Origin of the sequence: Ammonifex thiophilus (assembly GCF_003368535.1) — a bacterium.
Taxonomy (GTDB): Bacteria; Bacillota; Desulfotomaculia; order Desulfotomaculales; family Ammonificaceae; genus Ammonifex; species Ammonifex thiophilus.
The window spans coordinates 1-24,796 of sequence record NZ_QSLN01000021.1 but is presented as its reverse complement, the minus strand read 5'-3'; the positions used below and the strand labels follow the sequence as shown (position 1 = coordinate 24,796).

Annotated in this window: 21 protein-coding genes; all 21 read right to left on the bottom strand. The window is 61.1% G+C overall.

The genetic code is table 11. The features are described 5' to 3' along the window. Positions 1 to 192 precede the first annotated feature (192 nt). Positions 193 to 978 carry a type II secretion system F family protein gene (locus DXX99_RS09640; protein ID WP_115793279.1) on the bottom strand — a complete coding sequence of 262 codons (786 nt, stop codon included), beginning with the start codon at positions 976 to 978 and terminating at the stop codon, positions 193 to 195. Further along, entirely contained in the window at positions 975 to 2,336 is a 1,362-nt protein-coding gene (locus DXX99_RS09635; RefSeq protein ID WP_115793278.1) for an ATPase, T2SS/T4P/T4SS family, read from the bottom strand. Before DXX99_RS09635 ends, DXX99_RS09640 begins: the two co-directional genes overlap by 4 nt. After that, positions 2,333 to 4,474: a hypothetical protein gene (locus DXX99_RS09630; protein WP_115793277.1), complete on the bottom strand. Its 2,142-nt coding sequence runs from the start codon at positions 4,472 to 4,474 to the stop codon at positions 2,333 to 2,335. Before DXX99_RS09630 ends, DXX99_RS09635 begins: the two co-directional genes overlap by 4 nt. Before the next feature lie 99 nt (positions 4,475 to 4,573). Beyond that, a complete protein-coding gene (locus DXX99_RS09625) occupies positions 4,574 to 5,215 on the bottom strand; it encodes a hypothetical protein (RefSeq protein ID WP_115793276.1) in 642 nt (213 codons plus the stop codon). 26 nt (positions 5,216 to 5,241) lie between these two features. Beyond that, positions 5,242 to 5,481: a hypothetical protein gene (locus DXX99_RS09620; RefSeq protein WP_115793275.1), complete on the bottom strand. Its 240-nt coding sequence runs from the start codon at positions 5,479 to 5,481 to the stop codon at positions 5,242 to 5,244. 82 nt (positions 5,482 to 5,563) lie between these two features. Continuing rightward, positions 5,564 to 5,770 (bottom strand): hypothetical protein, encoded by a 207-nt coding sequence (locus DXX99_RS11370; protein ID WP_134643001.1) that lies wholly within the window; start codon positions 5,768 to 5,770, stop codon positions 5,564 to 5,566. Positions 5,771 to 6,083: 313 nt separating this feature from the next. Then, on the bottom strand, positions 6,084 to 8,012 hold the full coding sequence (locus tag DXX99_RS09610; RefSeq protein ID WP_115793273.1) for a M23 family metallopeptidase: 1,929 nt from the start codon (positions 8,010 to 8,012) through the stop codon (positions 6,084 to 6,086). Between the two features lie 61 nt (positions 8,013 to 8,073). Continuing rightward, positions 8,074 to 9,969, bottom strand: a complete 1,896-nt coding sequence (locus tag DXX99_RS09605) for a TrbL/VirB6 family protein (RefSeq protein ID WP_115793272.1) — start codon at positions 9,967 to 9,969, stop codon at positions 8,074 to 8,076. A 2-nt stretch (positions 9,970 to 9,971) separates the two neighbouring features. Next, positions 9,972 to 10,172: a hypothetical protein gene (locus tag DXX99_RS09600; protein ID WP_115793271.1), complete on the bottom strand. Its 201-nt coding sequence runs from the start codon at positions 10,170 to 10,172 to the stop codon at positions 9,972 to 9,974. A 219-nt stretch (positions 10,173 to 10,391) separates the two neighbouring features. Then, a complete protein-coding gene (locus tag DXX99_RS09595; RefSeq protein WP_115793270.1) occupies positions 10,392 to 12,614 on the bottom strand; it encodes a bifunctional diguanylate cyclase/phosphodiesterase in 2,223 nt (740 codons plus the stop codon). Between the two features lie 283 nt (positions 12,615 to 12,897). Continuing rightward, a complete protein-coding gene (locus DXX99_RS09585; RefSeq protein ID WP_115793268.1) occupies positions 12,898 to 14,745 on the bottom strand; it encodes a VirB4 family type IV secretion system protein in 1,848 nt (615 codons plus the stop codon). After that, positions 14,657 to 15,388, bottom strand: a complete 732-nt coding sequence (locus DXX99_RS09580) for a hypothetical protein (protein WP_115793267.1) — start codon at positions 15,386 to 15,388, stop codon at positions 14,657 to 14,659. The genes DXX99_RS09585 and DXX99_RS09580 overlap by 89 nt, the downstream gene beginning before the upstream one ends. A gap of 22 nt (positions 15,389 to 15,410) precedes the next feature. Continuing rightward, entirely contained in the window at positions 15,411 to 15,728 is a 318-nt protein-coding gene (locus DXX99_RS09575) for a PrgI family protein (RefSeq protein WP_165847808.1), read from the bottom strand. A 4-nt stretch (positions 15,729 to 15,732) separates the two neighbouring features. Then, positions 15,733 to 16,107 carry a hypothetical protein gene (locus tag DXX99_RS09570; RefSeq protein ID WP_115793265.1) on the bottom strand — a complete coding sequence of 125 codons (375 nt, stop codon included), beginning with the start codon at positions 16,105 to 16,107 and terminating at the stop codon, positions 15,733 to 15,735. A gap of 1 nt (position 16,108) precedes the next feature. Beyond that, entirely contained in the window at positions 16,109 to 16,408 is a 300-nt protein-coding gene (locus DXX99_RS09565) for a hypothetical protein (protein WP_115793264.1), read from the bottom strand. A 16-nt stretch (positions 16,409 to 16,424) separates the two neighbouring features. Further along, positions 16,425 to 16,856 (bottom strand): hypothetical protein, encoded by a 432-nt coding sequence (locus DXX99_RS09560; RefSeq protein WP_115793263.1) that lies wholly within the window; start codon positions 16,854 to 16,856, stop codon positions 16,425 to 16,427. A gap of 171 nt (positions 16,857 to 17,027) precedes the next feature. After that, entirely contained in the window at positions 17,028 to 18,458 is a 1,431-nt protein-coding gene (locus tag DXX99_RS09555; RefSeq protein WP_134643000.1) for a hypothetical protein, read from the bottom strand. Then, a complete protein-coding gene (locus DXX99_RS09545; protein WP_115793260.1) occupies positions 18,409 to 20,316 on the bottom strand; it encodes a glycosyltransferase in 1,908 nt (635 codons plus the stop codon). Before DXX99_RS09545 ends, DXX99_RS09555 begins: the two co-directional genes overlap by 50 nt. 12 nt (positions 20,317 to 20,328) lie before the next feature. Beyond that, positions 20,329 to 22,332 (bottom strand): cellulose biosynthesis cyclic di-GMP-binding regulatory protein BcsB, encoded by a 2,004-nt coding sequence (locus tag DXX99_RS09540; RefSeq protein ID WP_115793259.1) that lies wholly within the window; start codon positions 22,330 to 22,332, stop codon positions 20,329 to 20,331. Between the two features lie 31 nt (positions 22,333 to 22,363). Then, on the bottom strand, positions 22,364 to 23,035 hold the full coding sequence (locus DXX99_RS12255; protein ID WP_205664694.1) for a cupin domain-containing protein: 672 nt from the start codon (positions 23,033 to 23,035) through the stop codon (positions 22,364 to 22,366). A 72-nt stretch (positions 23,036 to 23,107) separates the two neighbouring features. Beyond that, complete coding sequence (locus DXX99_RS12250; RefSeq protein ID WP_205664693.1) at positions 23,108 to 23,752, bottom strand: mannose-1-phosphate guanylyltransferase; 645 nt, start codon at positions 23,750 to 23,752, stop codon at positions 23,108 to 23,110. Positions 23,753 to 24,796: the final 1,044 nt, after the last annotated feature.

Genomic DNA, 24,796 nt, shown 5'->3' with positions numbered 1-24,796 from the left:
GCCTTAAACATCTTCGAGAGGGCGTACGAGGTATCTCCCGTGAAGGGGAGTAGTGGCCGTGTGGCGCGGCCCGTGGTCCTGTCGCTCCGCCTGGGGTGGCACGGGGTCCACGAACCGGAGCGCAAGGAGAAGACCTTGCGTGTGTCCCTTTGAAGGGATGCCCCTCAATTCATTGAGGGGAGGACGTCACAGTTAAAGCAGGTCCTCCTGCGCCGAGATCTTCCGCACCATGAAGACGAGCCCCACCACCAGCCCCGAGGCCGCCGCCAGGACGAACCCCCCCGCGCCGGAAAAGAGGCTCCTGAACAGCGTGGCGTCGAGCAGGAGCCCGAAGAGCAGGATGCCCACCGTGACGCAGGCCGCTATCCTGGGCTCCAGGGTCGCCTTGGCCCGCTCGGCCAGGAGCCTGTCCCTTTGTCTTAACGCCCGGCCCAGGCGCTTGAGCCCCCTGGCCGCCGCCGGGGGGCCGCCCGCCAGCTCCGAAGCCCTCACTATCGCCGCCACCGCCCTGAGCTCCGGGAGCTTCCTCCTCTCCGCCAGCTCCTCGAACATCTCCGGGAAGGAGGCGTACACGTTCCGCTGCCTCTCTTCCAGCATCTCCCTGAAGTCCGAGCCCAGGGGGTCGGGGAACCTGCCCGCCGCCGCCCTCACCACCTCCGGCGTGGTCTGGTTGGCGGAGTAGAGCCCCGCCGCGGCCGCCACGAAGTCCGTGACCGCAGACCTGAGCCTCGCGAGCCTCCTGCCCTCAATGTAGTTTCTTATCCAGGCGGGCAGGTGCCAGCCTAAGATGCCCCAGAAGACGCCCGCCAGCGGGGTGTTGAAGAGCGAAGTGCCCAGGAGGAGAAAGGCTGCGGCGGAAGCCGCCTGCGCCGCGTGCCCCAGCAGGTAAAAAAACAGACTGCCCGCCGGGGACCTGTCCGAGAGCAGGGTGTAGAAGAGAGAGAAGAGGCTCAGGAAAAGCAGGAGCGCCCAGATCAAGCCGCCCCACTCCCTTCCGGGTAAACGTACTTCTCCCTCACCGTCTCGTACTCCGGCTTCACCCTGGCTCCTCTAAAGGCCAGGTGGGCGAGCCTCCTGGGGGAGACGGGGTTCTCGAACACCCAGCGCCTCACCTTCCCGCCGCTTTTGGCGAACTCCTCCGTGTCAAAACGGACTATCGTCCGGTAGCCCTCCCCGGGCACGACCTCGACCACCTCCATGAGCGTCCGCCTCCTCTCCTCCGTGACCGTCTCCTTATCGAGAAAAATGACGAAGTGGAACATGGAAGCTATCACTTCGTCTAAGAACTCCCTGGGGAGGTTCACGCCGCCGTCCATGAACATGCCCCAGAGCCTGGACCTGAGCTGGTAGACGTCGCCCGCGTGCCCCGTGGTCCAGAACCCGCCGGAGGTGGAAGTAGCCATCTGGGAAGCGGCGATTATCTCCTTCGAGCGTATCTCGCCCACTATGGCCCGGTCGGGGTTGGAGCGGTTCATCACCCGGCAGAGCTGCGTCATATCTACTATCGTTCTGTCCCCATAGACCACCTCCACCAGGTTGACGCAGTTGCCCAGGTGCGGCAGGAAGAGCTCGAAGGAGGTCTCCGCTATGAAGACCCTCTCCCGGGGGTCTATGTGCATGGCTAAAGCCCTGAGGAAGGTGGTCTTGCCGGAGTCGGTGCGCCCGAACACCCCCACGTTGGCGTGCCCGTGGACCAGGAGGTCAATCAACATGCCGGCCACGAACTCCGGCAGCATCCCCGACTCCACCAGCCTCTCCATGGGCATCGGGGGCCTGGTCACGGGGGACTTCCGGATGGTAAAGGCCACGCCCAGAGGAGAGACCTTAAAGCCTATGGCCGCCAAACGGCTGCCGTCCTTCAGCCAGGCGTCGACTATCGGCGCGTTCTCCGTGAAGGGACGCCCGGCGTCCTCGCAAATCCGCTGGCAGTACCGCAGGGCCTCCTCGTTCGACTTGAAGTAGTGGTCCCCGGCGTAGTGGCTCCTGCCGTGCCTGCCGTAGTAGACCTTCGGCCTGCCGTCCTTCGAGGGGTTGACCAGGACCTCGGTTATTTCCTCCGCGCCCGGCCCCACGAAGAACTCCTGGAGCACCCCGTAGCCGGTGGCGTGCCCCACTATCTTCCTCACCACCTCCTCCCTCTCCTCCGGGAGCACGTCGTGCCGGGCCAGCACCGCCTGCCTCACCGCCGCCTCCACCTCTTCCAGTTTAAGCTCCCCGGAGAAGAGCTCGGGGCGCTCCTTATGCAGCTCCCTCGCTATCTCCTCCACGAGCTCTTCCTTCTGCCTCTCTATGACCTTGAGCCAGTCGCCGGACTCGAACTCCAGCCTCTCCCTCAAGCCCTCACCCCCTCCCCTTCGAGTTCTTGCACCGCAGTCTTCAGCGCCTCCGGGAGCTCTTTTGGCCTCGCGGCCAGGACCGGTACCCCCATCTCCTTCAACCCGCGTTCGAGGTGCACCCGGTCCCTCGCGTCCTCCCGGACGACCGCCAGGTCCGGCGGGTTCGCCCTGGCCCAGGCCAGCGCCTGCTCCGCGTCGTCGAAGGCGTCCACCACCGCGCCCGCTACGGCGGGCGCCCTGCCGAAGCCCACCGCCAGCACCCTCACCCCGGAAGAAAGGTCTCCCCTCAAGACCTCCAGCACAGGACCGAGGTCCGTGAAGCACGGGAGGACCAGCGCTTCTTCCAGGGTCTCGGGCCTGAGCGGCCCGCCGCCGTGGAGGATCAAAACTTCCCGGCACGGGACCCGGGGCCTCAGGGCCCACGCCTCCGCCACCCCGTCCAAAGCGGAAGGGTCGTTGTCCAGCACCCACAGCAGGAGGTCGGCCTGCTTCAGGACTTCCCTCGCGTACCAGGTGTCGGTCCCCCGGCCCAGGTGGACCACCAGGTGGGGAGCGGAAATTCTCGCCTCGCGAAGCACCCTGCGGAGCGCCCCCTCGGGCAGCCTGGCGGCCCTCCCCGGGATCACCGGGTAGAGGGTTACGCCGTCCCTCCGCAGGGGTTCGTCCCCCTTGCGCCAGTCGCGGGAGTAGACGCCTAAAGAAGCGCTCAGCCCGCCCTCCTTCAGGTCGCAGTCCACCAGGGCCACCGGAGCGAGCTTCTTCGCCAGCCGCAGGACAAGTTCGTGCGCCTTCTTGCCGAAGGCGACCACCGCCACCACCCGGCCCGCCCTGCTACGGAAGGCGGTCTCCCGCACCCTCACCGGGCCGTGCCCGGCGGGACGGAGAACCCCGCCCGGCCCGGCTTCCCTCCCGGCTGCCTGCGCCGCGGGGGCTGCCGCGGCAGGTGCTTCTTGCGGAAGGCGGGCAACGCTTTCGTGCCCTCTTGCAAAAGCGGGCGCGTCTTCAACTTTCCCGGCAGGAACTTCCCGGCCGGTGGTGTTTTGGACAGCAGGGATTCTCTCAGGGGCTTTCTCTTCTTGCCCTCCGGGTGCGGCAGGCTCTTCAGCCTCAGGCACCAGCTCCCGCACGGCGGGTTCCGTCTCTCCGGACACCGGTCCCTCTACAACAGACTCCTGTCCCTTCAGTTCCACCGCAGGCGCCGGTTCCCGCCCGATCCCTCCGGGAGCCGGGGTGTCTCCACCCCCCGGCCAGGCTTCGTACCAGAAGCCCTCCCCGGCTTCCGGCAGGACGGGAACCTGCTCTTCTTCCTGCCCCGCACCTCGTGGGGTACGGGCATGCTCCTCTGCTTCCCCCGGCAGGGGAGCTCCTTCTCGGACTTGGGCGGCGGCCTGGGCAGGCTCCCGACCCCAGAAGGTGCCGGCATCCCTCCGCTCTGTGCCCTGTACCTGACCGGCCGGAGCAGGCCCTTGAAGGACACCCGGACCTTCCTGCCCCGCGCCCCGCACGCCGGGAGCTCCCCACGCAGCCCCCTCGTACCAGGAGAAGTCCTCCCCCTGCAAGGAACTGTCGGGAAAAACCCGGGCTTCTCCCGCAATATAGTCGCCTTCCGGAAGCTCCCCTGCCGGGGAGTCCCGTTCTTCCCGCTTCCCCCGCCCCAGGGGGAGCAGCCTGCGCCAGAAGGAAGCTTTTTCTCTTCTGTCTTCCCGGACGGGGGCAGGCGGCGGATCGTACTCCACCACCGCGACGTCAGGCTCCACGCCCGCGTCCTTCAGGCCGGCCGGGTTCTCCAGCCGCCAGACGACCTTCTGGGGCTTCACCGGGTCCCACACTATGTCGTAGACGCCCAGGGCCACGGCGTATTGAGCGAGCTCCACCGCCTCTTTATCTTCCCTGCCGCCGGGGAGCAGCACCACCCTCACCCCGGCGAGCCTGAGTTCCCTGACCAGTTCTGAGACCTTGACCTGCCCCGGCAGGTGGGGGGATAAAACTACCGCGTCGGCTCCCCTTTCCCGGAGCAGGAGCATCAGGCCTTCGCGGTAGTAGCACTCCCCGGCGAGCTCAAATTCATCACGCTTCGCGAGCTGGGCCGCTATGCCCCTGTCGAGCTCTTCCAGGCCGGTGGCTAAGAGCACGCGCAACGAAACCGCACCCCCTTCTTTCCGGAAAGCCTGTTTCATGAGAAAGGCCCCGGCGGGTCTCGTCGGGGCCAGAAACGAACGGCGCGGCAGCTCTGGGGACTAGAATTCCTCATCCACGTCGTCCTCCGGGCTGCAGTCGGGGCCGTAGGAGGCCCCATACCGGATCGCGTTCCAGGTATCGTACCACACGGCGGCGACGGCCGGCGCCATCACGGCAACCAGCACCAGGCAAAGCCAGTCCGCCACCTCCCGGGAGCAGAACGGCAGGGCCAGGACGGCAAAGCCCCCGATGAGTCCCGCTCCGACGGTGGGAACCTTCAGCCAGTACGGCCTGGGCATAACCTTCCCGCCGTTAACCGGGGCTTCAGACCGGTTTGCCTTCTCTTCCTCCTCCTTGAGCACGCTCCGGTAGGCCAGGGACATGAGCACGCCGGGGAGCAGCAGGACCAGTGCCACGACCAGGAGCGCCGCGTCCGGGGGGAGAAGGAGGAGAAAGACATGGTACGCCTCGTACGCGAGGAAGCCGAGCGCGCAGAGCACCGTGGCGGCCACGCCCGCAAAGCAGAGGATCGCCAGGACTCCTGCAATCAAACTCACCACCCCCCTTAAGAAAAACCCGGCAGAAAAAGCCGGGCTTAAGAAACCGGCGCACCGGGGAGGAGGCGGCACCGCCACCCCTTCCCCGTCCCCCGGGACGGGAGAACTGCCCCGGGAGATGGGGAAAGGGTGGCAGCGCCGCATTCCGCCCCGGCTTTCTCTCCCCCTCGTCAGTTTTTACTCTTCCGGTTGCCAAGAAGTTCCCGGATCGTCCGGAGGTCTTCCTTGAACTGCGCGATCTGCTCCTTTACCTCATAGTACAGCGCGATGCAAAGCGGGAGACTGATCACCGTCACCAGCCATGTGAGCACGACCCGCATCTTTTCAGAGCAGTGGCCCCACGTGAAGAGAGCGAGCGCGTAGACCACTGCTGCCGCAGTCATTATACACACCCTCACCGTGAACGACATTCTTTCACCCCTTTTACCCTGCCCCTTCTTCCTGCACTTCCCCTGCCACCCTCTCCTGTCCCGCAGAGCGATTACGGGGATCTCAGCGGGGGTCTTTCTTCTTTTTGTCCTCTCCGGAGACGCTCTGCAGGACCTCCGTGCAGAAGTGGTGCGTAGCGAAGATCAGCGCGGCTCCCGAAAAGGCCACGGCAAACACGGCCACCAGGAAGCCTATGCAGTAGACCCAGGCGGCCAGAAGATTGCCCTGGGCTACTGCGGCACAGAGAGGCGGCAGAATCCAAACTACCATCCCCGCGAAGGCAGCACCAAAAAGGAGTCCGCAAAGCACTACGATAAAGAACGCTTTGCGGATGTTTGCAGGGATTGTCCTTGTCTTTAACAGGGAAACGAAAAGTTTTAAAAGTTCGAGTAGCAGTTCGTTGGCTTTCATTTTCTCCCCTCCCCAATGGGAGGGAGAAAGCTGGGGCATGCGGCATCCCATTGCTCTTCTCTCCCGCACAACAGGATGCGGGAAGGCACAGAACATCCCCGCAGGCAATACGGGGCAACTGTTTGTGTCACAAGAAAGAGAAAGGGGGTCACGCGCGTGACCCCCTTTCTTCCTACTGCGCGCCGCCCAGAACTTTCAGCGGGTCGACGGCGTTGGTCTTGTAGTCTCCCACCTCGCCCCGGTAGACGCCGAAGTGCAGGTGCGGCCCCTCGGACAGGCCCGTGTTCCCGGAGAGGGCCAGGACCTCCCCGGCGTTCACGTGGTCCCCGACCTTCACCCTACTGCTCCCGGCCTTCAGGTGCGCGTACAGGTACTCGTAGGTGGCGTCCCTGTATTGCACGCAGTAGCCGTAGCCGGGGACCCAGCCCACGTAGGTCACCACGCCGTTGGAGACCGCCACCACCGGCGTCCCCTCCGGGCAGGCTATGTCTATGCCGTAGTGCGGCCTGTAGTCCCCCAGGATGGGGTGCCTGCGCACCCCGTACCTGGAAATCACCCTGTGGTACCCGGGCACCGGCCACCTGCCGGGGCTGCTCTTAAAACCTTCCGCGCCCGAAATGACGTCGCGCAGCTGCTTGAGCTCTTCCTTCGCCCTCGGCCCCGGCGGGACGGAGTTCACGCCCACCCGGTCCCAGTTGGCCCACCCCTTGTAGGCCGCGATTGCCTTCCACACCCTGGGGTCGTCCTTCCAGCCGTCGCCCTTCCAGTCCACGTCCCGCGGGTCGGCGCCCGCCTGGCGGAGCTTGTTCCTGAGGTCCAGAGCTCCCGCCAGGATCTGCGCCCTGGGGTCCCACTGCAGCTCCTCCGGGGTGTTGAAGTTAATAAGCCCCATCCTCTTCAGCTCCTCCCAGCGCCCCTTCCAGTAGGCCGGGTGCTGCTGGGTGATGCCGAAGCAGCCGGTGTCGGGGTTGATTGCCAGCGGGTTCCAGGAGCTCTCCGTTTGGAAGAGCGCCGCCAGGAACCACCAGGGGACGCCGAAGACCCTCTCGGCTTCTTCCAGGTAGGGCCGGTACTCCGGCGGCACGGTCACGGCGGACACCACGTCCCCGAGGGCATAGTGCCCCAGGAGCCACTCCAGCCACTCCATCTGCCTGGTGAAGCCTTCTCCGGCCTCCATCACCCACTTCCTCACCGCCTCCGCGCTCTCTTCCTCCTTCTTGCAGCCCCGGAAGCCGTACAGGTCCTTCAGGTACTCCTTTATCCACCAGAACCGGTCGGGCCAGAGGCTCCTGGTCTCTTCGAGCCGCCAGTAGCGGTGGGTGACGGTGCACTCGCCCGACTGGTAGGTCTCCGTCACTTCCTTGTAGTGGTACTGGAAGTAGCCGTATATGGTGCGGGCCTCCACCAGCAGGTACACCGGGTAGGTCTCGGAGTGGGAACCCTTGGGGCAGGAGACGGAGTAGGTCTCCGTGCGCTTTATGTAGTAAAAGTAGGGGTGCAGGTCCCTGGCGACCTTCTCCCTGAGCCAGTCGGGGATTTCCTTCTCCCCCTTGACGTACTGCCAGTAGAGGCAGACGGCGTGGACCGTGCCCCACCTGAGCTTCAGCTCCTCGTCCTTCCGGTCCCTGTCCAGGAGCTTGTGCGGGTTCTCGAAGTCCGTCCTGGGGTAGTAAGCGGTGCCGGGCGCGGGCTCGTCCGGCACGAGATAAGTGTCGGCGACGTTCCAGGCGGGCTTCCCCTTCCACTCGGTGGAGACCAGCTCCTCGTACTTTGCCTTGATCTTGGGGTCCAGGGGAGAAGCCTCCACACCGGTGAGGAAGGTGAAGGGGCACATGGTGGCGTAGATCGCCGCCACCAGGAGGACCAGGAGCAAAAGAATGAGCAGGAAGACCACCGCGAACGGCAGGAAGGGGGCCAGCAGGGTGAAGACCTTCTTCAGCAAAAGGGAGCGGAAAAGCTTCTTGCCTCCCCTCCCCGGCAGGTTCCCGGCGCGCCTCCGCTCCTTCAGGTACCGGAGCATCGCCTCCCTCTCCGCCAGGGTGCGGAGGTGGTGGGAGACTTCCTTCGCCGTCTGCTCGGAAAAGCTGTCCCGGTAGTCCACTCCTTCACCCCCCTTCCCGAAAAAAAGAGAAGGCCCCGTCCGGGAAGACGGAGCCCTTCTTCTACCTGCCGGAGAGCGACCGGGAGGAAAACCTCTGGTAGGCCCAGGCGCCGGGACGGCCGGCGGCGGACGCCAAAGCGCCCGCCGTGAGGTGCACGGCCGCCTTGAAGGTGCTCTCCGCGCCGGTGTACCTCCTCAGCGCCTCCCCCAGAGAAGCGTTCTCCCCGAGAGACCTCCTGATCTCCTGTATCCCCTTCACCGCGCCGTAGGTGAAGTGGGCCGTGCGGGCCACGGCCCCGGCGGCTGTTCCGAAGGCGGCTCCGACCAGCGGCCCCGTCCCGCCCACGTTGCCCACGGCGGAGGCCACGTGGTGCGCCCCGTGCGCCACCGCCTGCCCCGCGTGGACGGCCCTCTCGACGGCCTGGTGGACCGCCGGAGGACCGCCCTCAAGAGCTTCACCGCCGGGCACGGCACCCGGAGCCGCCATCCCGCCGGATGCGGCCGTCCCCGGGACCGCTATGCCGCTCGGCCTCTCCGCCCAGCCGGGCGGCAGCCCCGGAGGGAGGACGACCCCGGAAGTGCCTCCCGCAGAGGGGTGAGTCGTGATCGCAGAAGAAGCGGCCTGCTGCGCTACAGGCCCCATGCCCGAGACCATGCCGCTTAAGGCGCCCGTGTAGGCGTTAAGGCCGCCTGCTACTCCTCCGGCAAGGAGGCTACCCGCCGCTCCCCCGGCGAGGGAACCACCCGCAAGACTGCCCGGCCCGCCGTAGGGTACGAAGCCGGAGGCGAGCCCTTTCCCGCCGAGGTGGCCCCTGGTAAACGTGTAGGCCCCGAGCCCTATGAGCCCCACTATGGCCCCCAGCCCGGTAGCCGCCAGCATGGCCTTCCTCGCCACCGACTCCTCCGGCACCCCCAAAAACTTCAGGAACCCCTGGAAGAGGTTCCTGATGACCTCACCCACGGGGACCAGGGCGAAGACCAGGGCCAGGGTGAGCCACGAGGCCCCCTTGTCGGAGCTCTGGATCAGGGCCAGGAACACGGTCATCGCCGCCGCGTGCGCCGCCTGCATGAACGCGTTGGAGCTGAGCTCCCCGAACCACACCCCGATGACCTGCGGGTTGCGGTTGGCGGCCCAGAAGTAGGCGAAGAAGGGTGTCAACACCAGTATGGTGACGAGCACGAACTTGCGTATGGCGTAGAGGAAGTTGAAGTATACCATCATGCCGGCGAAGGCGAGCTGCGCCAGCGCGGCCCCCAGTATGCCCGGGTAGTCGTTCCCGATGGACTGGGGGTCGGGGAACTTGCCCAGGTAGTCTTTTCCGGCCTTCCAGAAGAAGTCCACCAGGGCGTTGTTGAGGTCGAGCAGCACGCGGAGGATGAGGGGAGCGGAGAGGGTTACGAAAGTCGCCAGCAGTATGTACAGGAGTTCCTGCTTGGCGTCGGCCTGGGCCGACGGGTTGCCTATGGACCCCAGCATGACCCGGTACCCGGAAGCCACGAACGCCAGGGCCATAAGGACCCCCATGAAGCCCGCCAGCAGCAGGTACCAGTCCATGCAGGTTTCCCACTCGCGCTCGGAGATGACGGGGACGCCTTCCTTCAGCCGCTGGCCGTTGTTGTGGTGGGCGTACACGAGTTCCTGGATCGGTTGGAAGCCCAGCCCCCCCTCGAACACCATCCACACGATCCCTTCTATGGGGAGGGCGAGCACCTGTTCGAAGGGGGAAAAGATGATCCTCCCCCAGGTCTTGGGCTTCTGCGGCGGCCCCTCCGGCGAGCCCAGCGTCTCGTCCACCGTCTGCTGCACCCTCTGGTGAAAGTCGTCCTGGGAAGCGGAGTTTTGCTGGGAGTCCTGCTGAGAATCCTGCTGGCTGGCAAAAGCGGGCGCCAGGCAAGAGAAGCAAGAGAAGAGGAACGCCAGAAGGAGCAGTGCGCAGAGAACGCGCCCGGCTTTCATACCTACCACCAGTCCCCGCCGAAGAGGAAGAGTTCGAGCGCACCGATTGCCGCCAGGGAAGCCAGCACGGTCTCCTCCCCGGCATCTTCCCTCTGCTGGGCGCACAGGACCGCCACCGCCTGCGCCTCCAAAGTCTTCGGGCAGACGGGGTTGTTCTTCAGGTCTTCTAGGACTCTCTGCGTGAAGCCGAAGTCGCAGAGCATTCTCTCACCCCCTATCCTGATGATGTTTTCAAGGATGCCTGCGGACACAGGTCGAAAACGGTAGTGGTATCGCGCAGGGGATAACCCAAGGCAGGAAGCACCGCTGCTATAAAAAAGCCGCCTGCTTCCAGTAATGACTAGGCAGATGAAGAGGACGACCTGAAGCAACAGAGAAAACGGGAAAACCTTGAGAACAGGTTCTTCATTGACAGCCCAACTCTACATCAGCCACGAAACGCGGTTCAAAACCGACTCGGGAGAGCATCGAAAGAGAGGAGGGCTAAAGAAATAGCCCTGAGCGCAGTCTACGCCCAGATCCTTCAGAATAGCCAGGACCTCTTCCCTTTCCACCCACTCCGCTACCGTTTCCTTGCGGGCAACGCGGGCCAGAGTAACAACGGCTTCCACCAAAGCCCGCATGGCCGGCTGTTTACCTAGATCTTTAACGAAGATACCGGCGATTTTGATGATATCTACTATACCCTCGTCCAGGAGCTCTACCAGCCAGCTGAAGGAAGAATAGCCCGCGCCGAAGTCATCTAAAGCCAGAAGGCAACCGACTTGCTTCAACTCCTTAAGCCACTTCTTGGCCTGGTGAGTGTCCCGTACTGCCGACTTCTCGGAGATTTCAAAGCCCAGCCGCGAGGGCGCCACCCTTTTCTCCTCCAGCTGCCGCTTCACAAAGGCGATGAAATCCTCGTTCCCTATGGTGAAAGACGAGAGGTTCACAAAAACCCGACTCTGAGGATTGGCAACCAGGTAATCCACTACCCGGGCCACCACATAGCGGTCGAGCCGGGGCAGAAGGCCATAACGCTCCGCATATGGAATAAACTGATGGGGAAGGAGCAGTCTTCCGTCCTTGGTCCTCAAGCGTAGAAGAGCTTCGCAGTAGCGGAGCTCTCCCGTGCGCAAATCCACAATGGGCTGGTAAAGTAAAATGAAGTGCCCGTGCGCCAGTGCGTCCTGCAGGCGGCTCAGCCAGTCCTCCCCTTCCCGGAGCTCTTCCCGCTTTTCCTCCGGCGGGAGGTAGACGGTGCGGTTCCCCCCTTCGGCCTTGGCCAGGTAAAGGGCCTCATCGGCCCGGGCCAGCACCTGCAAGGGGGTATCCCCCTCGGTTATCTGGGTAATCCCTACGCTCAATCCCAAAGGAAAAGCACGCCCTTCTACTATCAGCGGGGAGGAGCAAACCGCCTCGCGCAGCCGCGCTGCTATACCCTCGGCCTCGGCCAGATCCACTCCCTCCAGGAGGATCGCGAACTCGTCCCCACCCAGGCGGGCCAAAAAGTCTCCCTTACGGAGCACCCCCTTCATCCTCTCCACCACCATCCGCAAAGCCCAGTCCCCGGCAGCATGGCCTAAAGTATCGTTGATCAGCTTGAACTGATCGAGGTCGAGAAACAAAAGCATGCCTCGCCTGGCGTGGCCGGTCGTTTTTGCCAGAAAGTCCTGGAGGGCGGTTTCCAGGGAGTAACGGTTGGGAAGCCCCGTTAAGAAGTCGTGCGCGGCCAGGAAGTATAGCTGCTTTCGCTGCCAGAAAAAGTAAAGGGCAAAAACCGAGAAAGAAAAGAGGGCTAATAAAAGCCAAGCGCTAGCCCCTACGGCCAGCGACGTGAGGGCAGTTTCCTTCTCTTTGGCCCTGATCTTTACCGGATCGACCGCCACTACGACCCGCCAGTTCCAGCCGGGTACCTCGAAAAGATGCATTTCTAAAACGCTGCCGTTATGGTAGGGAAAAGTCAGCACCTTGGAAGCAGAAAAAGGCTCTTCTAACAATTGCCATCCGGTCAGTTCCCGCTCATCCCCCGTCCAGGCAACGACATAGCCGTGACCGTCCAGCACCCCCAGCCGTTCTCCCCAACACACCCGCTGTCCAGCAAGAAACTGGCGAAAATTAGAAGATGGTACCGCTACGGCTACCACTCCTAGGAGCTGTGACTCCCGGTATACGGGGGTGGCAAAGAAGATATAATAATCCCCACTTGCGGGATCGCGCACGAGGGGCAAAGCGACCAAGCTCTTCTTATGCACCGCTTCGGTGTACCAGGGCTCCTGTCGCCCATCCTGTCCCCAAGGATAGGGAGAACCCAGCACCCTGCCGTCCCCTGCCTGGACGTAGTAAAGCCTCAGCACCGGAGCGAAGCTCTTGGCCCAATGGGCAACCGATTCCTCTGCCTTCACCTGGTCCCTGGTCGCCAGTTCGCTGGCAATGGTATTCAGTAGCCCCCGGTAAAGCTCGAGTGTGTTCCGCAGAAGGCAGACACCGTTGAGGCCTCTGGAATCGATTTCCCTGGCAACCTCGCGGCGAAAAGCTTCCTGGCTTTGCCAGGTATACCGGCCAAAGTAAAGAAGGAGAAAAACACCTCCCAGTGCTGCTGCAACAATGGTGATCAACAGAACCTTCCGGACAGAAGCCTCGACCTTCTCCGTATAATAAGCCATCGGCGGTAGCCTCCCGACATTTTTCACGATTACATCGACTAACTTTTCACTGTTTCGTGTTATCTCCTCTCTTTTCCTGCCAGCTATTTTGCGGCGGGGTCAGGTCGGGACGAAGAACTACCGCTTCTCCCAGGTAGAGGTGCCTGACCTTTTCCCGGGACTTTTCGGTGTCGGCCGGGATAAGCATCTTTTATAAGCCGGATACGTCTATCTCCCGGGCACACAGGAGGGAAACGTAGCGCCAGCTCGGTTCCCGCCGCAAAGCTGGTATTAAGGCCTCTCCCTAAAACATGTCGTCGGGCTGTTTCTCCAGGAGCTCCCACTCCCAGGGGATGACGTACACCGTCACGGGGGCCATGCTCTCCTCCCCCACCTTCAGGACCCCCTGCCCTTTAAGCTGAAAGGACGGGAGCTTGCGGTATACCCCCTCCGGCAGCCCCAACGTGTCCACCAGCAGCCTGGCCTCCTCCGCCTTGCACCTCATTAAAAGGCTTGAGGAGCACTGCGCTATGATGTTCCTGCCGTCGTCAGACGCGAAGTCGCGGAAGGACTGCGTGGCGATCAAAAGCCCCGCCTTGTACTTGCGCCCGCGCTTGGCGGCGTTGAGAAGAAACTCCACCGAGTTCTTGTGCCGCATGAAGACCCACGCCTCGTCCACCAGGACGATCTTCTCCACCTGCCGGCAAGCTTTGACAAAGCGCTCCCACAGCCACAAAAACACCGCCTGCGTGGCGTAGTACCGCAGGGTCGCGTCCTTCTCCGTGGCCCTCAGGTCGAAGCAGATGATGGGGGCCTCCGAGGTGGAGACATCCGTCTCGCAGTCCAGGAACCCCAGTGTGCCCCCCTTCGTGAAGGGCCTGAGCAGCGAGGCCAGCTCCGGGTCCTTCTCCTCCACCCGGGCAACCAGCTCCGATATGGTGGGCATTCTCTTTCTCACCCGGCCCACGGCGAAGCTGCCGTCGGGGAGCGCCTTGCCCCTCTCGTACAGGCTCTCGGGGTCCCTGGTTATGCCCCTCTCCCCGTAGAGCTCCCGCAGGGCCTCCTCCATGGTGGTCTCCTCCTCGACCGTGAGCTTCCTGCCCCGGAATTCCAGGACCGAAGAGAAGAGGGCCACCACTTCCCGCACCTTGCCCGGCACGTCCACGTAGGAATCCCCGGTGCGCTCGTCGTACTCCGGCTCCAGGTCCATGACGTTGAACCCCGCCTCGTACGCCGGGTCGAGCCTGACGTGAAGCCCGCCCATCTTTTCGGTGAGTATCCTGTACTCGCCCTCCGGGTCGAGTACCGCCGCCCTCCTCCCCAGAGCCAGGTTCCTCCCCACCAGGACGCTGGCGGTGACCGACTTGCCCGAGCCGGTCTGCCCGAAGATGAACATGTGCGGGGACAAGAGCTCTTTACTGAAGAGGTCCAGGAAGACCGGGACGTAAGTGTGCTCGATGAAGCCCAGGAAGGCGCCGGAGGCATGCCCGATCTCCGAGGAGATGAAGGGAGAGAGGCACATGGCCCCACCGGAAAGGAGGTTCTGGTACCCCCACCGGGAAGAGAAGGGCGGGAGCACGCCCAGGGGCATGAGGTGGTGGAGGGCCCGGTCCTGCCAGAACTCCAGGGCCTGCACTTTAAGCCCCATGCCGCCGGTCTCGCTCTCGAAGATCGAAGCCCGCCGCTCCAGCTCCTCCTCCGAGGGGGCCATGACCGAGAAGAGCAGGCAGCAGTAGTACATCCGGTCCTGTCCCAGTTGCACCAGCTGCCGCACCTCCTCGATCTGCCGCTTCAGCGTCTCCAGCACGGGCAGGTTTCCTATCTTCCCCTGTCTCTCCACCTCCAGGTGGAGCTGGGACAGGACCTCGGTGAGCTTCCTGGTAAGCTTCTGGGAAGCCTCCCGCGCCGGCACGGGGAAAAGGTGCACCGACACCTCCACGTCGCCCAAAGAGAAGACCCTCTCCAGAAAGCCCGGGGTGAGGGCCGCGGGCAGGACGGGCACGGCATAAACCCTCCGGTAGCGCCCGGAGGTCCTGATGTGCCGGGGAAAGAGCTCTATCCCATCAGGCGCGTAGAGCCGCGACAGGTCTCTCCCGGAGCGTTCCCCTGTGATCTCCTCCCGGCTCCTTTGCTTTTTCCTGCCGAAGAGCATGCCTATCCCTCCAGTCGATCACGGCGTCGAGTTGGTCAAGGGCGTCGGCGGGCCGGAACAGCCTGCCGGGGTTTAAGGCGTCGTGCAAAAGGTTCAAGACCTCCCCAGGCGTTAAAAGCTCCGCCTTCACCCCGGCGGAGCCCAGGACGCTCAGGAAGAGCAGCACTCTCTCGTGCAGGGCCTGCTCAAGCTGCTTGGGCGGGGAGTCCACCCCCACTACGGCATAAGAGCGCCTGACCCGCAGGGGGCTTCCCCGCGATATGTAGACGTAGTAGTCCATCATCGCCAGGGCGTATTCCGCAGGCCCTCCTCTGAGGTTTTCCGCCCTCTGCGCGAGCCGCGCCGCCACCTCCCTGAGATCTACCACCTCGGCGTAGGTGTAGAACTGCACCGGGAAGTTTAAGCTCAGGACGGCGGAGCGCAGGACCTCGGCCTTGATGCCCTGCTCTTCGGGAGACAGCAGGTGGTAGCTTATGCCCTTCACGCGGGCCACCGCCCGTGCCCTCCTCCCCGGCAGGACGATCACCCCGTAGGTCACCTCCCTGCCGTCCCCCGCCATGAAGGTGACCTCCCTCAGGTCTTCCACCGGGCAGATGAGCCCGAAAAGCCCTTTATCCTCTTCCGCCTTCTTCCTCTTCGGCACGCCATCACCCCCTCAAAAAAGATCAGGACCTGGGGGGCCAGGTCCTGGGAAGGAAGTTAAAGCGCGTGACGGACTCCAGGTAGCGGTCGAGCGGCATGCCCCGGAACTTTTCCACCTCCGGGTCGGAAAGGTGGGCGAAGGCGGCGGCGGGCGCACCGAACACTACAAATAGCCCGGCTATGGTAAAGGGGTCGAGCCGCCCGGTCAAAAGCCAGTAAACGGTGCTCAAAACGCCCGCCGCCCCGAGCCCGCAGAAGAGGTAGACCACCTGCCTCAGGGTCCACTTCCCCCCGAAGGTTCTGTCTTCCCGGTCGAACTGCACCGGCGTCGGGTAGATCACGGGATCAACCCCCCGCAGAAGCGGACAGCTTGCCGATTATGGCCTGGGTCAAAAGCCAGGCGGTGAAGATCAAAAGCGCCCCGCCTAAAGCCCCCAGCAGGATGCTCTTGCTCCTGGCGTGCTCGTTCGGGTTGTCGGCGCTGGTCATGAACTTGTAGCCGGCGAAGACCAGCACCGCGAAGAGGACCACCCCGGCGAACCCCGCCACCAGGTTCACCACGTCCTTCACCTTGCTGGCTAACTGCTCCGCCGCCTGCGCGGTGTCCCCCTTGATGCCGAAGGGCGTAATCTTCTCGTCCGCCAGCGCGGGGAAGACGCGCAGGAAGAAGGCGGCAAGCAAAGCCGAGAGTGCTAAGGAGACTTCGCGCAGCTTTCCCAACTCAGATTCCCCCTTTCATTAAGGCAGTTCCGGCGTACTTCACCAGCCCCACGATGAGGGGCACGGCCTCCAGAAAAAGCAGCCCCAGGAGTATGTAGAGAGCCCAGGCAAAGGCAGTCTTTCTCAAACCCGGGGAGAAAGTCCCCACCAGGGCGAGAAGGCAGGCGGCCCCCAGGCAAAAGACCGCCAGCGGCCAGGCAAATTTCAGAAAGGCGGCGTAGAAGGAATGCATGAGCTCCGTCACGCGGCCCAGGAGCGTCTGCCCGGTCGCCGGGTCCTGCGGGACACCGAAGACCTCCATCTCCCATCCCGCCTTTCTACTTAAAGTGGAGGGCGATCGCCTTGAGCACGCCGACCGCGAGCGGCGCCAGGTAGCAGATCAAAAGCCCCAGGGAGCCCACCGCCAGCACGGCCAGGAGCTTTTTAAAGAAGCTCCAGCCGGTGAAGAAGGCGGCCAGAGCACACACCCCGGCGACCCCGAAGACCAGGACGGCCACCTTGTCCGCCACGCCCAGCACGGCCTGGTAGCCCTTCTCCGCCAGGTTCCCAACGCGGTCTGAAACTTCAGCCGGCGAGACCGGCTTTATGTCCCCGGCAGTCGGAAGCTGCTCCTGGGATTGCCCTCGAGTCCCGGCTGCCGGGAACTGGACCCGGGAACCGGCAGGTACACCGTCCGCCGCGAGAGCGGGAGAAACGAACAGGCAGGAGAGGGCAGCTAAGAGAGCCAGCGCCAGAAAAGAAAGCCGCATGCCCCACCACCTCCTCTTTAAGATGGCTTTAATAAAAGCGAAAAGGCAGGGTTTTCCTCCCGCCTTAAAGTTTGGTGCTGGAAATCGGTGGGTAGGCCGATTTCGGCCGAAGGCGAAGCAAAACTCTGCCTCCGGTCCCAGGGAAGGAAAGGCGAACGCTATACTGCCGACTTACCAGCGTTCAAATATCAGGATACTTTTCCCGCTCCACTTGAGATAGAACCCCGGTAGCCTGCCTTGCAAAACCTGCGGCCATGCAGCAGCAACCTGATCCTTGTACTGATTGCGCCAGACGACCACGCATCGTACGAAGAGACGGGGGTTGGCAACGGCAGCATCAAACTCATAGTTATAAGGAAGAATGAAACGGGATGGTTTGCCGTCCAAGACCACCAAGGGATACAGCTGGCCATCGTCCAGGAGTATTTTACCGTCCACCCCTCTCAGCACGGCGGCAGCCTCTCGATACTCTTTAATAGGGGAAACAAATTCTTTCCCTAACAGGAACTTTCCAAAAACCTCTTCTTCAGCGGCAGGACTGCTCTGAATTACAAACCAGCTCCAGGCCAGGGATGCCAGTATAATGCAGGGTAGTAATTTTAATATTCTCTGTCGCTGAACTCTGTCGATGAAAAGGGCAGCTGAAAGCCCCAGCAAGGAATACTTGTATGTGGAGGGAACCAGGAGCCCAAGGTACCCTTCGACCGTGAGTAACAAGAAGGGTGCAATGTAAATGAGAAAATAAGGACTAAGGAAAACTGCTCTCGCCTTTTTCTCTAAAAACGGCAGCATAAGGTAGTAAAACCCGACTAGTGGAAACGACTGCACTATTGTGTAAACAAGTGAAGCAACTATGCTCCTGGACACACTCAACGACTCGAGAGCAACTTCTTGCGTGGCCTGAAAGTAAGAGTAGGGGCTGTGCAGGAAGTACCACCCGTCCCCTGTAAATATCCAGTTCAGATAAACCCAGGCCCCCACGGAGAAAAGCAACGGCAGGAAAGACACTAGAAGAAGGGAAAAGAACCTCTTGGGGTTCTTCAAGCGCACGAAGTAAACCATCAGCACCAAGTAATAAGGAAGAAGAACGATGCTTTCGTAGGCTGCCAAGAAGCAGAGCCCGTAAGCCAACCCGAAGGCAAAGATGTTATATGTGTACCCGGTCTCCAAATAACGTAGTAAAAAGTAGCTGCTCGCCACAAATAGAGCATAGAATACTGCGGTACCAGGTTTCTGACTGAAGAGAAACAAAGCGGGAGGATACAGAAGCAAAAAGGCAAAGATGCTCACCTTTGTCCCCAGATTTACATGCTTGCCTGCCAAGCGCATCCCCAGAAGGGTAACCACAGCTGCACCCGAAACACCTGCGGCGGCAATAGGGCCTCCAAACAGGAGGTTCAGGAGAAAAGGGAAGGGAGGGTAAACAAGGCCGATGTTTTCCAGCCGCGGCGGACTGCCTTTAAGGGCCAGCAGGACTTTCTCTGCATAAAAAAAGTTTTCCAGCGAGAAAAATCCCGCTCGGTTCGCCAGTAAACCGACGCCGGTATAAAGGCTAAATGTCAGCAGAAACAGCAGTGCTGCCAGGAAAACCTTTCTCGCCAACCGGCAGTCCCTCCTGTCTGGTAAGCCCGTGGACCGTTTTCTCCCAGTAGAAGGGCCTGGTGAAAAGTTGCCCTATTGCTTTCCACGCTGCAATGGCATGGAGGACCCAGTAGGCCGGATTGGCCAAGGCGTAAGGGGTAAGGTGGTAGTACCCGCGCTTGAAAACGGCCAGCATGTTGAGATAGATGGCCAAAAAGTTCCCCACCAGCAGGTTAAACAAGCTGATATAGAGAAGTGGCCCCGGGAAAAGCGGCTCAATTGCCACGCTTCTGGTCACCAGCCAGTAGATGAACATCAGCCAAAAGAAAGGAGACACGGCACTGGTAGCAACGCTCCCGCCGATAAAAACCTGTAGCGTCAGCCAGCCCCTAAAGCCCACCTTTCGTATAAAGGTAAACGGGTGCCGGTTGTGAACGAGAAAGGTCTGCAGGTAGCCTTTCTGCCAGCGCGAGCGCTGTCTGATCCAGTTCCGGACCCGGCTGTTTGCCTCTTCGTAGGTAGTGGAATTTAACACCCCCACTCTGTACCCCCGCCCGTAAGCGCGAATTCCCAGGTCGGCGTCCTCTGTCATGTTGAAGGGATCCCAGCCGCCAAGTTCCCGGAGTTTTTCCGTGCGGAAGTGATTGGAGGTGCCTCCGAGGGGTATAGGCAGGTTCAACCGGTCAAGCCCGGGTAACAGGTAATCGAACCAGTACGAGTATTCCAGAGTGAACATCTTAGTAAGGAAGTTCTCGTCCCGGTTGTAGAAATTCAGCGCCGCTTGGAAGCAGACGTACTTGTCTGGGTACTTGCGGAAGGCCACAACCGCCTTTTTGAGCTGATCCGGCTCGGGAATATCCTCGGCATCGTAGATTGTCAGGTATTCTCCACGGGCCAAGGCCAACCCGAAATTGCACGCCTTGGGCTTGGTCTGGGGGAAACTCTTGGGCACCACAATGAAGCGCCAGTTGGCTGGCGGGCGGGCCTCTTTAGCTGCCCGTAAGGTTTCTTTATCTTCCTCCTCGAAAAGAAAAATCACATCCAGCCTGTCCTGCGGGTAGTCAAGGCGCTTCAGCCCTTCTACTAGGGTCCTCACCACCTCCGGCTCCTTGAAAACCGGAACCAGTACTGTATAGACCGGCAGGCTCTTCTCGTCAAGGGCACGCACCTCGTCCTCTGTTACCGCACCCTCCATCTCGAACTTGGCGCCGACCAGGCTCAGTACGAACTTGAACACAATGGAGGCCAGGAAAAAAACGTTTAAGCCACCGACAAGGAAAGCCAGTGCCCCGATGGGCTCCCTGGTCAGCCAGTAAAGGTACGCAACGGCGATCACATATCCGGCAAGTACCTGCCAGGGGACAAAAACCCTCATTGCTGACTCCTCGGGAGTCCGATAGAAAAGACCGGTCACCGCCTCCCCCAGTATCTCTTCCCTAAAACACTGCTCGACCAGCCAGGAAATATCCCGCTCACTAGCCAGCAATTTCTCGATCTTCGCCGCCCCCGTTTTATCCCCTACAAGACGGTCCACATGCGGGCAGCGCGGGTCACTGGTCAGGACGATTACCTTTTCCCCTTCCCTGCGCAAGGGGAAAAAGAAGTGCTTGAGCAGCACCTCTGGCTGGAAACGCCGTGCCAAATCCCAATCGGCCGCAGCAGCCAACTCCTGAAGTCTCCTGCCAATGTAGGGAATATTAAGCTGCTCAGCCAGAGCCTCGTAAAGCTGCAGGTTGTTAACGTAGCCCTGGGCTACCAGAATTTGTCCCAGCAGGCCCCCTGACTTCCTTTGGAGTGCAAGGGCGTGCTCAAGCTGCTCGGGTGTAATAAGGCCACGCTCGAGGAGCAACCTGCCCAGGAGTTGGTGCTCACCGGACAAGCCAAACACCCCTTAATGCCTGGCGGGGTAGCGGGCCAGACGAATGTAAACAAGATAAGCCAGCACGCTTAGAACAACCAGCAAGCCTACAAAGATAGGAACCCGGTACCGGTGGTAATAATACCACAGATCTTTCCCCTCTCCCTCAACCCGAGCCCGCATCTTTTTTCCTACGTCGAATCCCACCAGCTGATCGTCGCGGCAAAACGCCACGTTCCCGCGCAACCGCCTCAGGTTGTCCGGATTGACCAACTGGCGAGCAAGAGCTTGCATTTCAGAAGTACCTTGCCCGTGAAAACTAAGGGCAACGGCAGGGACTTTACCAAACACATAGAAAACCTGCGCGATACCAAAAGGCTCGTCGGCCGCCGCCTCGAAAACCCGCTCCTGTGTCAGCGGGTTGTAAATGACAATCTTACCCCCACTAGCGTCTACCGGAGGATGGAACTCCTTCATTAGATCCGGCGGGAGGGCAAACAGTACCCACCCCTTTTCGACCTTTTTGAGAGCGCCCTCTATGTCCCGGCCGGTCGAAGCAAATGCGACCTGTACCTGAATAGGAACGCGGTCCATCTGTCTCACGGCGGCGAGCATATTCCCGGCAGCCAGAAGATAGGGCGTCACGTCCTGCTCCGGAAGCACTACGTACGCACTGCCTATAAAACTACCCGGTATACTAGAGAAGGAGAGGTACTCATCTCTCCGGTGGCCGCTCACCTCAAGATAGGAGCGGTTGCAAAAAAGCCCCTCGAAAGGCATGGTCCCCTTTACACAATTGCCTACCTCCGGGTAATAGGAGTAGACCAACTCTAAAGTATTCTCCTGCCTGAGTGCGTAATCCGGAATGGGGACGCTGAAGCCGTTTATCTCTCCCTCCCTACCTAAGGGGAGTGCCTTAAGCAGGAACCCGTTGAGGTAAATTTTCAAGTATAGCCTATCCTTGTCGCTGGCTAAGGGAGTATACCGTCCAAAGAGTACCAGCCGCATGTTAGCAGGCCGACCACCCACATCGGACAAGGTAAAGGTGTAAGTGGCTTTGAGGTCACCAATCCCCCGCACAGTGACCGGGCTGTAACCGAGATCCTCAAAAGAGATTTTGACCGGTGTCTCCTCCGCCTCAGAAGCCCTTGCCACACCTATCCCTATTTCCTTCCCTAAGAAGAGGCTCCTATAAGATGAGATGAAGGCATCTGCCGCCCCCGGTCCCAGGTGAAGCACTCCTTTCTCGTCCAGGTGTAGACTGTTACCGGAGTCCTCGATCACAATCGCAGGTCCAGCGGTAGGTGTCTCCCCGAAAGGTAGCACCTCCACCGCCACACCCTTGTCGCGGAAGAACCGTCGCAAAAAAGCATAGGTCTTTAGATAGCAGGTGGCCGTTTCCGCCGAGATCGTCCTTGGTGCCACGAGGTACACGCGGTCAAAAGAGCCACCTAAAAAGTCTGCAATGTTCCTAGGCTGTTGCGCAACACCCGCGAGGGTAACACTGGTGTCGTTATGCAGCACCACCCACAGGTTGCCGGTGGCGAGATCCTGGCAGATATTATCGGTTATAAAAATGTGCATGCGAACCTCGATTTTAAGCACACCGGGTACCGGTGGAGGCGTGATTCCGGCAAGCGGCACCTTCACAAATACCTCCTGCCCGGCATCACGTAGATCTCCCAGCAGGGCAGTATAAACCGGACTGTCGGCGACAAAAACTTTAATCGAAGAGTTAGGGTCTAAAACCGGCGAGAAGGTTAGGTGCAGGTTGATGGCACTTTTGCCAAAACCCATGCCAGGAGTTACCGGGACATAGAAGACAAAGGAAGGATCACTTCCTCCCAGTTGAATGTCGTGCGGGTACCCCAGACGTGCTAAGGTGAAAATCTGTGTGTTCTCTTCGGTCTGCCCGGAAGCTTTCTCCGGGAAGGCTGGACTGAGCAGCACTGCAAAACAGAAAACAGTAAGGAAGAATGTTCCCGTGAAAATCCCTGCCTTTGCGAGTGTTTTTCCCTTCTCCGAAACCGACAACATGTCACCCCCTACCGCTTTTATGCCCCTCGGGTTAATCGGCGGCTCTCCCGAAGTCGTCTTCCAGGCGCTCGATGTCGTCCTCGCCCAGATACTCCCCTATCTGGGTTTCGATGAGCTCTAAGACCACCTTGCCCGGGTTCTCCAGCCGGTGGCTCAAGCCCGCCGGGATGAAGACGCTTTCCCCCGGGCGCAAAAGCTTCTCCTCCCCGTCCACCGTTATGCGGGCCGTCCCCCGCACCACCACCCAGTGCTCGCTCCGGTGGTAGTGGCGCTGCAGGCTGAGCTTTTTCCCCGGCAGCACCGTGAGCCTCTTTATCTTGTACCTCTCCCCTTCCTCGAGCACCGTATAGCTCCCCCAGGGACGGTAGGCGGTGCGGTGCACCACCGCCCGCTCGTCCCTCCGGCGGGCGAGTTCCGCATAGACCTTCTTGACCTCCTGGGCATCGCGGCGGGAGGCTATCAGAAGCGCATCGCCGGTATCGACAACGACCAGGTCTTCCACCCCTACCACGGCAGTCAGCCGTTCACAGATCACCAGGTTCCCCCGGGCACCGTAAAGGAGGCAGTCGGCTCCCAGACCCTGAACGACCACCGCGTTCCTCTCCTCGCTCTTTGGCAGGGCCTCGTAAACAGCATCGAAACTGCCCAGGTCGTTCCAGTAGGTCTCCAGCGGAACTACCGCTACCCGGCCTGATTTCTCCACGATTGCGTACTCAACCGAGATTTCCGGCGCTTTGGCATAGGCCTCCTCGATACCGGAGGAAGAGGCAAAAACTTACCATACTTCCGGAGCCAGAAGCTCAACTTCTTTAAAGAAGAGCTCGGTATGGAAGACATACATCCCACTGTTCCAGTAGTATCCCTGATTTACGTACTCCGCCGCTCTAGCCGCGTCGGGCTTTTCTTTAAACTCCTCCACTTTAAACCCCAGCCCGAGGCTCTCCCCCGGCTTTATGTAGCCGTAGCCGGTGTGGGGCCGGCTGGGCTTTACGCCGAAAGTCACCAGATAGTCCGAAGCCAGCTCCTCCGCCGCCCGGAAAGACCTAAGCAAGCTTTCATCGTAACGGAGAAGGTGGTCGGAGGGGAGCACCGCCACGGTAGCCTCCCTCCACCTCTTCTGTATCTCCCTCATCCCCCAGCAGATGGCCGGGAGGGTGTTCTTACCCTCCGGCTCCAGGAGAAGGTTTTCTTCCGGCAGGCTGACCCCCAGTTCGGCCAGGTCGTCCAGCACCCGGAAGCGGTACTCGCAGTTGGTGACGACGAAGATCTCTTCAGGGCTTGAGAGTTTGAGTGCCCGCAGAACGGCGTGCTGGAAAAGGGAGCGGTTGTCGAAAAGGCGGACGAACTGCTTGGGCATGAGCTCGCGGCTTAAAGGCCAGAGCCTGGTTCCCTTTCCTCCCGCCAGGATCAGAACCTTCACTTTCTTCCTCCCGCGCTGGCTTCTGGTCTATAGCTATCTGTTTTCGCCATCCGTTTCTTTTTTCCTGTCGAGGCTCAACATTTCTTAACCTTTCTCGATATGTAGCTCTGCTGTTGGAATACGGCCGGAGATACCAAAAACACCACACCCTATTCTGCTTGCAAGAGAGTCCAGCCCGCTTAAAAAATCCTTTAAGGTTTACATTGAGTACTCCCCAGAAAGCCTTGCAAGAGCATAATGTACAGTAGAACCTCGCCCAGGCCTTCTCCCTGTCGAAGCCCGGGGGCAGGTCCACCCCGACTCCCCTGGCCCTCAGGAGAAACCGCGCGGCGTCCGGGTCCCTGCTTTCCCTCTCCACCAGCTCCAGCGCCCTCCCCGCGTCCTCCTGGAAGCACATAGGGAAGACCCGCGCCGCCAGGCTCCCGAGTTCTCTCCTGAAGCTGGGCGAGGGGAACCTGGAAAGCACGTACCTCACTACCTCCCTGAGTCCCGCCTTTCGCTTCTTCGGCGGCACCTTGCAGAGCCTACTCAGGGACTCCCAGCACCCGGCGCTGCACAGCCCCGCGACAACCCTCTCCGCGAAGCAGTACCACCAGAATTCCTTTTCGGAGAGTTCTATTGAGAGCCCGAGTTCCCGACACTTTTCCCGTAGGACTGCCAGCCTTCCTTCCACAAAAACCACCTCCTGAAAAAAGAGAAACCCCGGTTTTGAACCCGGGGCTTCTCAGCACCACCAGGAAGCAGGCTTTTCCTGCTTCTCAACGGTGACAGGTCCGGGCAGGGCTTCGAGCTGTTTCGGAAGGCACAGGGCCGACCGGTGCGCGATCTCTCGTGACGTCCTTATCTGTTAAACTCAACTCAGAGCCGTTGCCTTGGCAGGAAAACCGGCCTGAGTTGGCAAAGCCTAAAACCTAGCCCTAAGTCCGGGAAAAGGCCTTGACGTCCAGCAGTTCGACTGCTTTGGGGAGACTCGCCTTTCCCGGAATAATATGCAGGCAAGCCAGGGTCTATAGAGGGGAGCGCTTCGAGCGCCAGTGCTAGATA

What these genes read in the sequence shown, in the direction of transcription:
- DXX99_RS09625 (WP_115793276.1), bottom strand. Translation starts at nt 5,215, where the DNA reads ATGCGGCGCTGCCACCCTTTCCCCATCTCCCGGGGCAGTTCTCCCGTC.
- DXX99_RS09620 (WP_115793275.1), bottom strand. Translation starts at nt 5,481, where the DNA reads ATGTCGTTCACGGTGAGGGTGTGTATAATGACTGCGGCAGCAGTGGTC.
- DXX99_RS11370 (WP_134643001.1), bottom strand. Translation starts at nt 5,770, where the DNA reads ATGGTAGTTTGGATTCTGCCGCCTCTCTGTGCCGCAGTAGCCCAGGGC.
- DXX99_RS09605 (WP_115793272.1), bottom strand. Translation starts at nt 9,969, where the DNA reads ATGAAAGCCGGGCGCGTTCTCTGCGCACTGCTCCTTCTGGCGTTCCTC.
- DXX99_RS09600 (WP_115793271.1), bottom strand. Translation starts at nt 10,172, where the DNA reads ATGCTCTGCGACTTCGGCTTCACGCAGAGAGTCCTAGAAGACCTGAAG.
- DXX99_RS09595 (WP_115793270.1), bottom strand. Translation starts at nt 12,614, where the DNA reads ATGGCTTATTATACGGAGAAGGTCGAGGCTTCTGTCCGGAAGGTTCTG.
- DXX99_RS09585 (WP_115793268.1), bottom strand. Translation starts at nt 14,745, where the DNA reads ATGCTCTTCGGCAGGAAAAAGCAAAGGAGCCGGGAGGAGATCACAGGG.
- DXX99_RS09565 (WP_115793264.1), bottom strand. Translation starts at nt 16,408, where the DNA reads ATGGAGGTCTTCGGTGTCCCGCAGGACCCGGCGACCGGGCAGACGCTC.
- DXX99_RS09560 (WP_115793263.1), bottom strand. Translation starts at nt 16,856, where the DNA reads ATGCGGCTTTCTTTTCTGGCGCTGGCTCTCTTAGCTGCCCTCTCCTGC.
- DXX99_RS09540 (WP_115793259.1), bottom strand. Translation starts at nt 22,332, where the DNA reads ATGTTGTCGGTTTCGGAGAAGGGAAAAACACTCGCAAAGGCAGGGATT.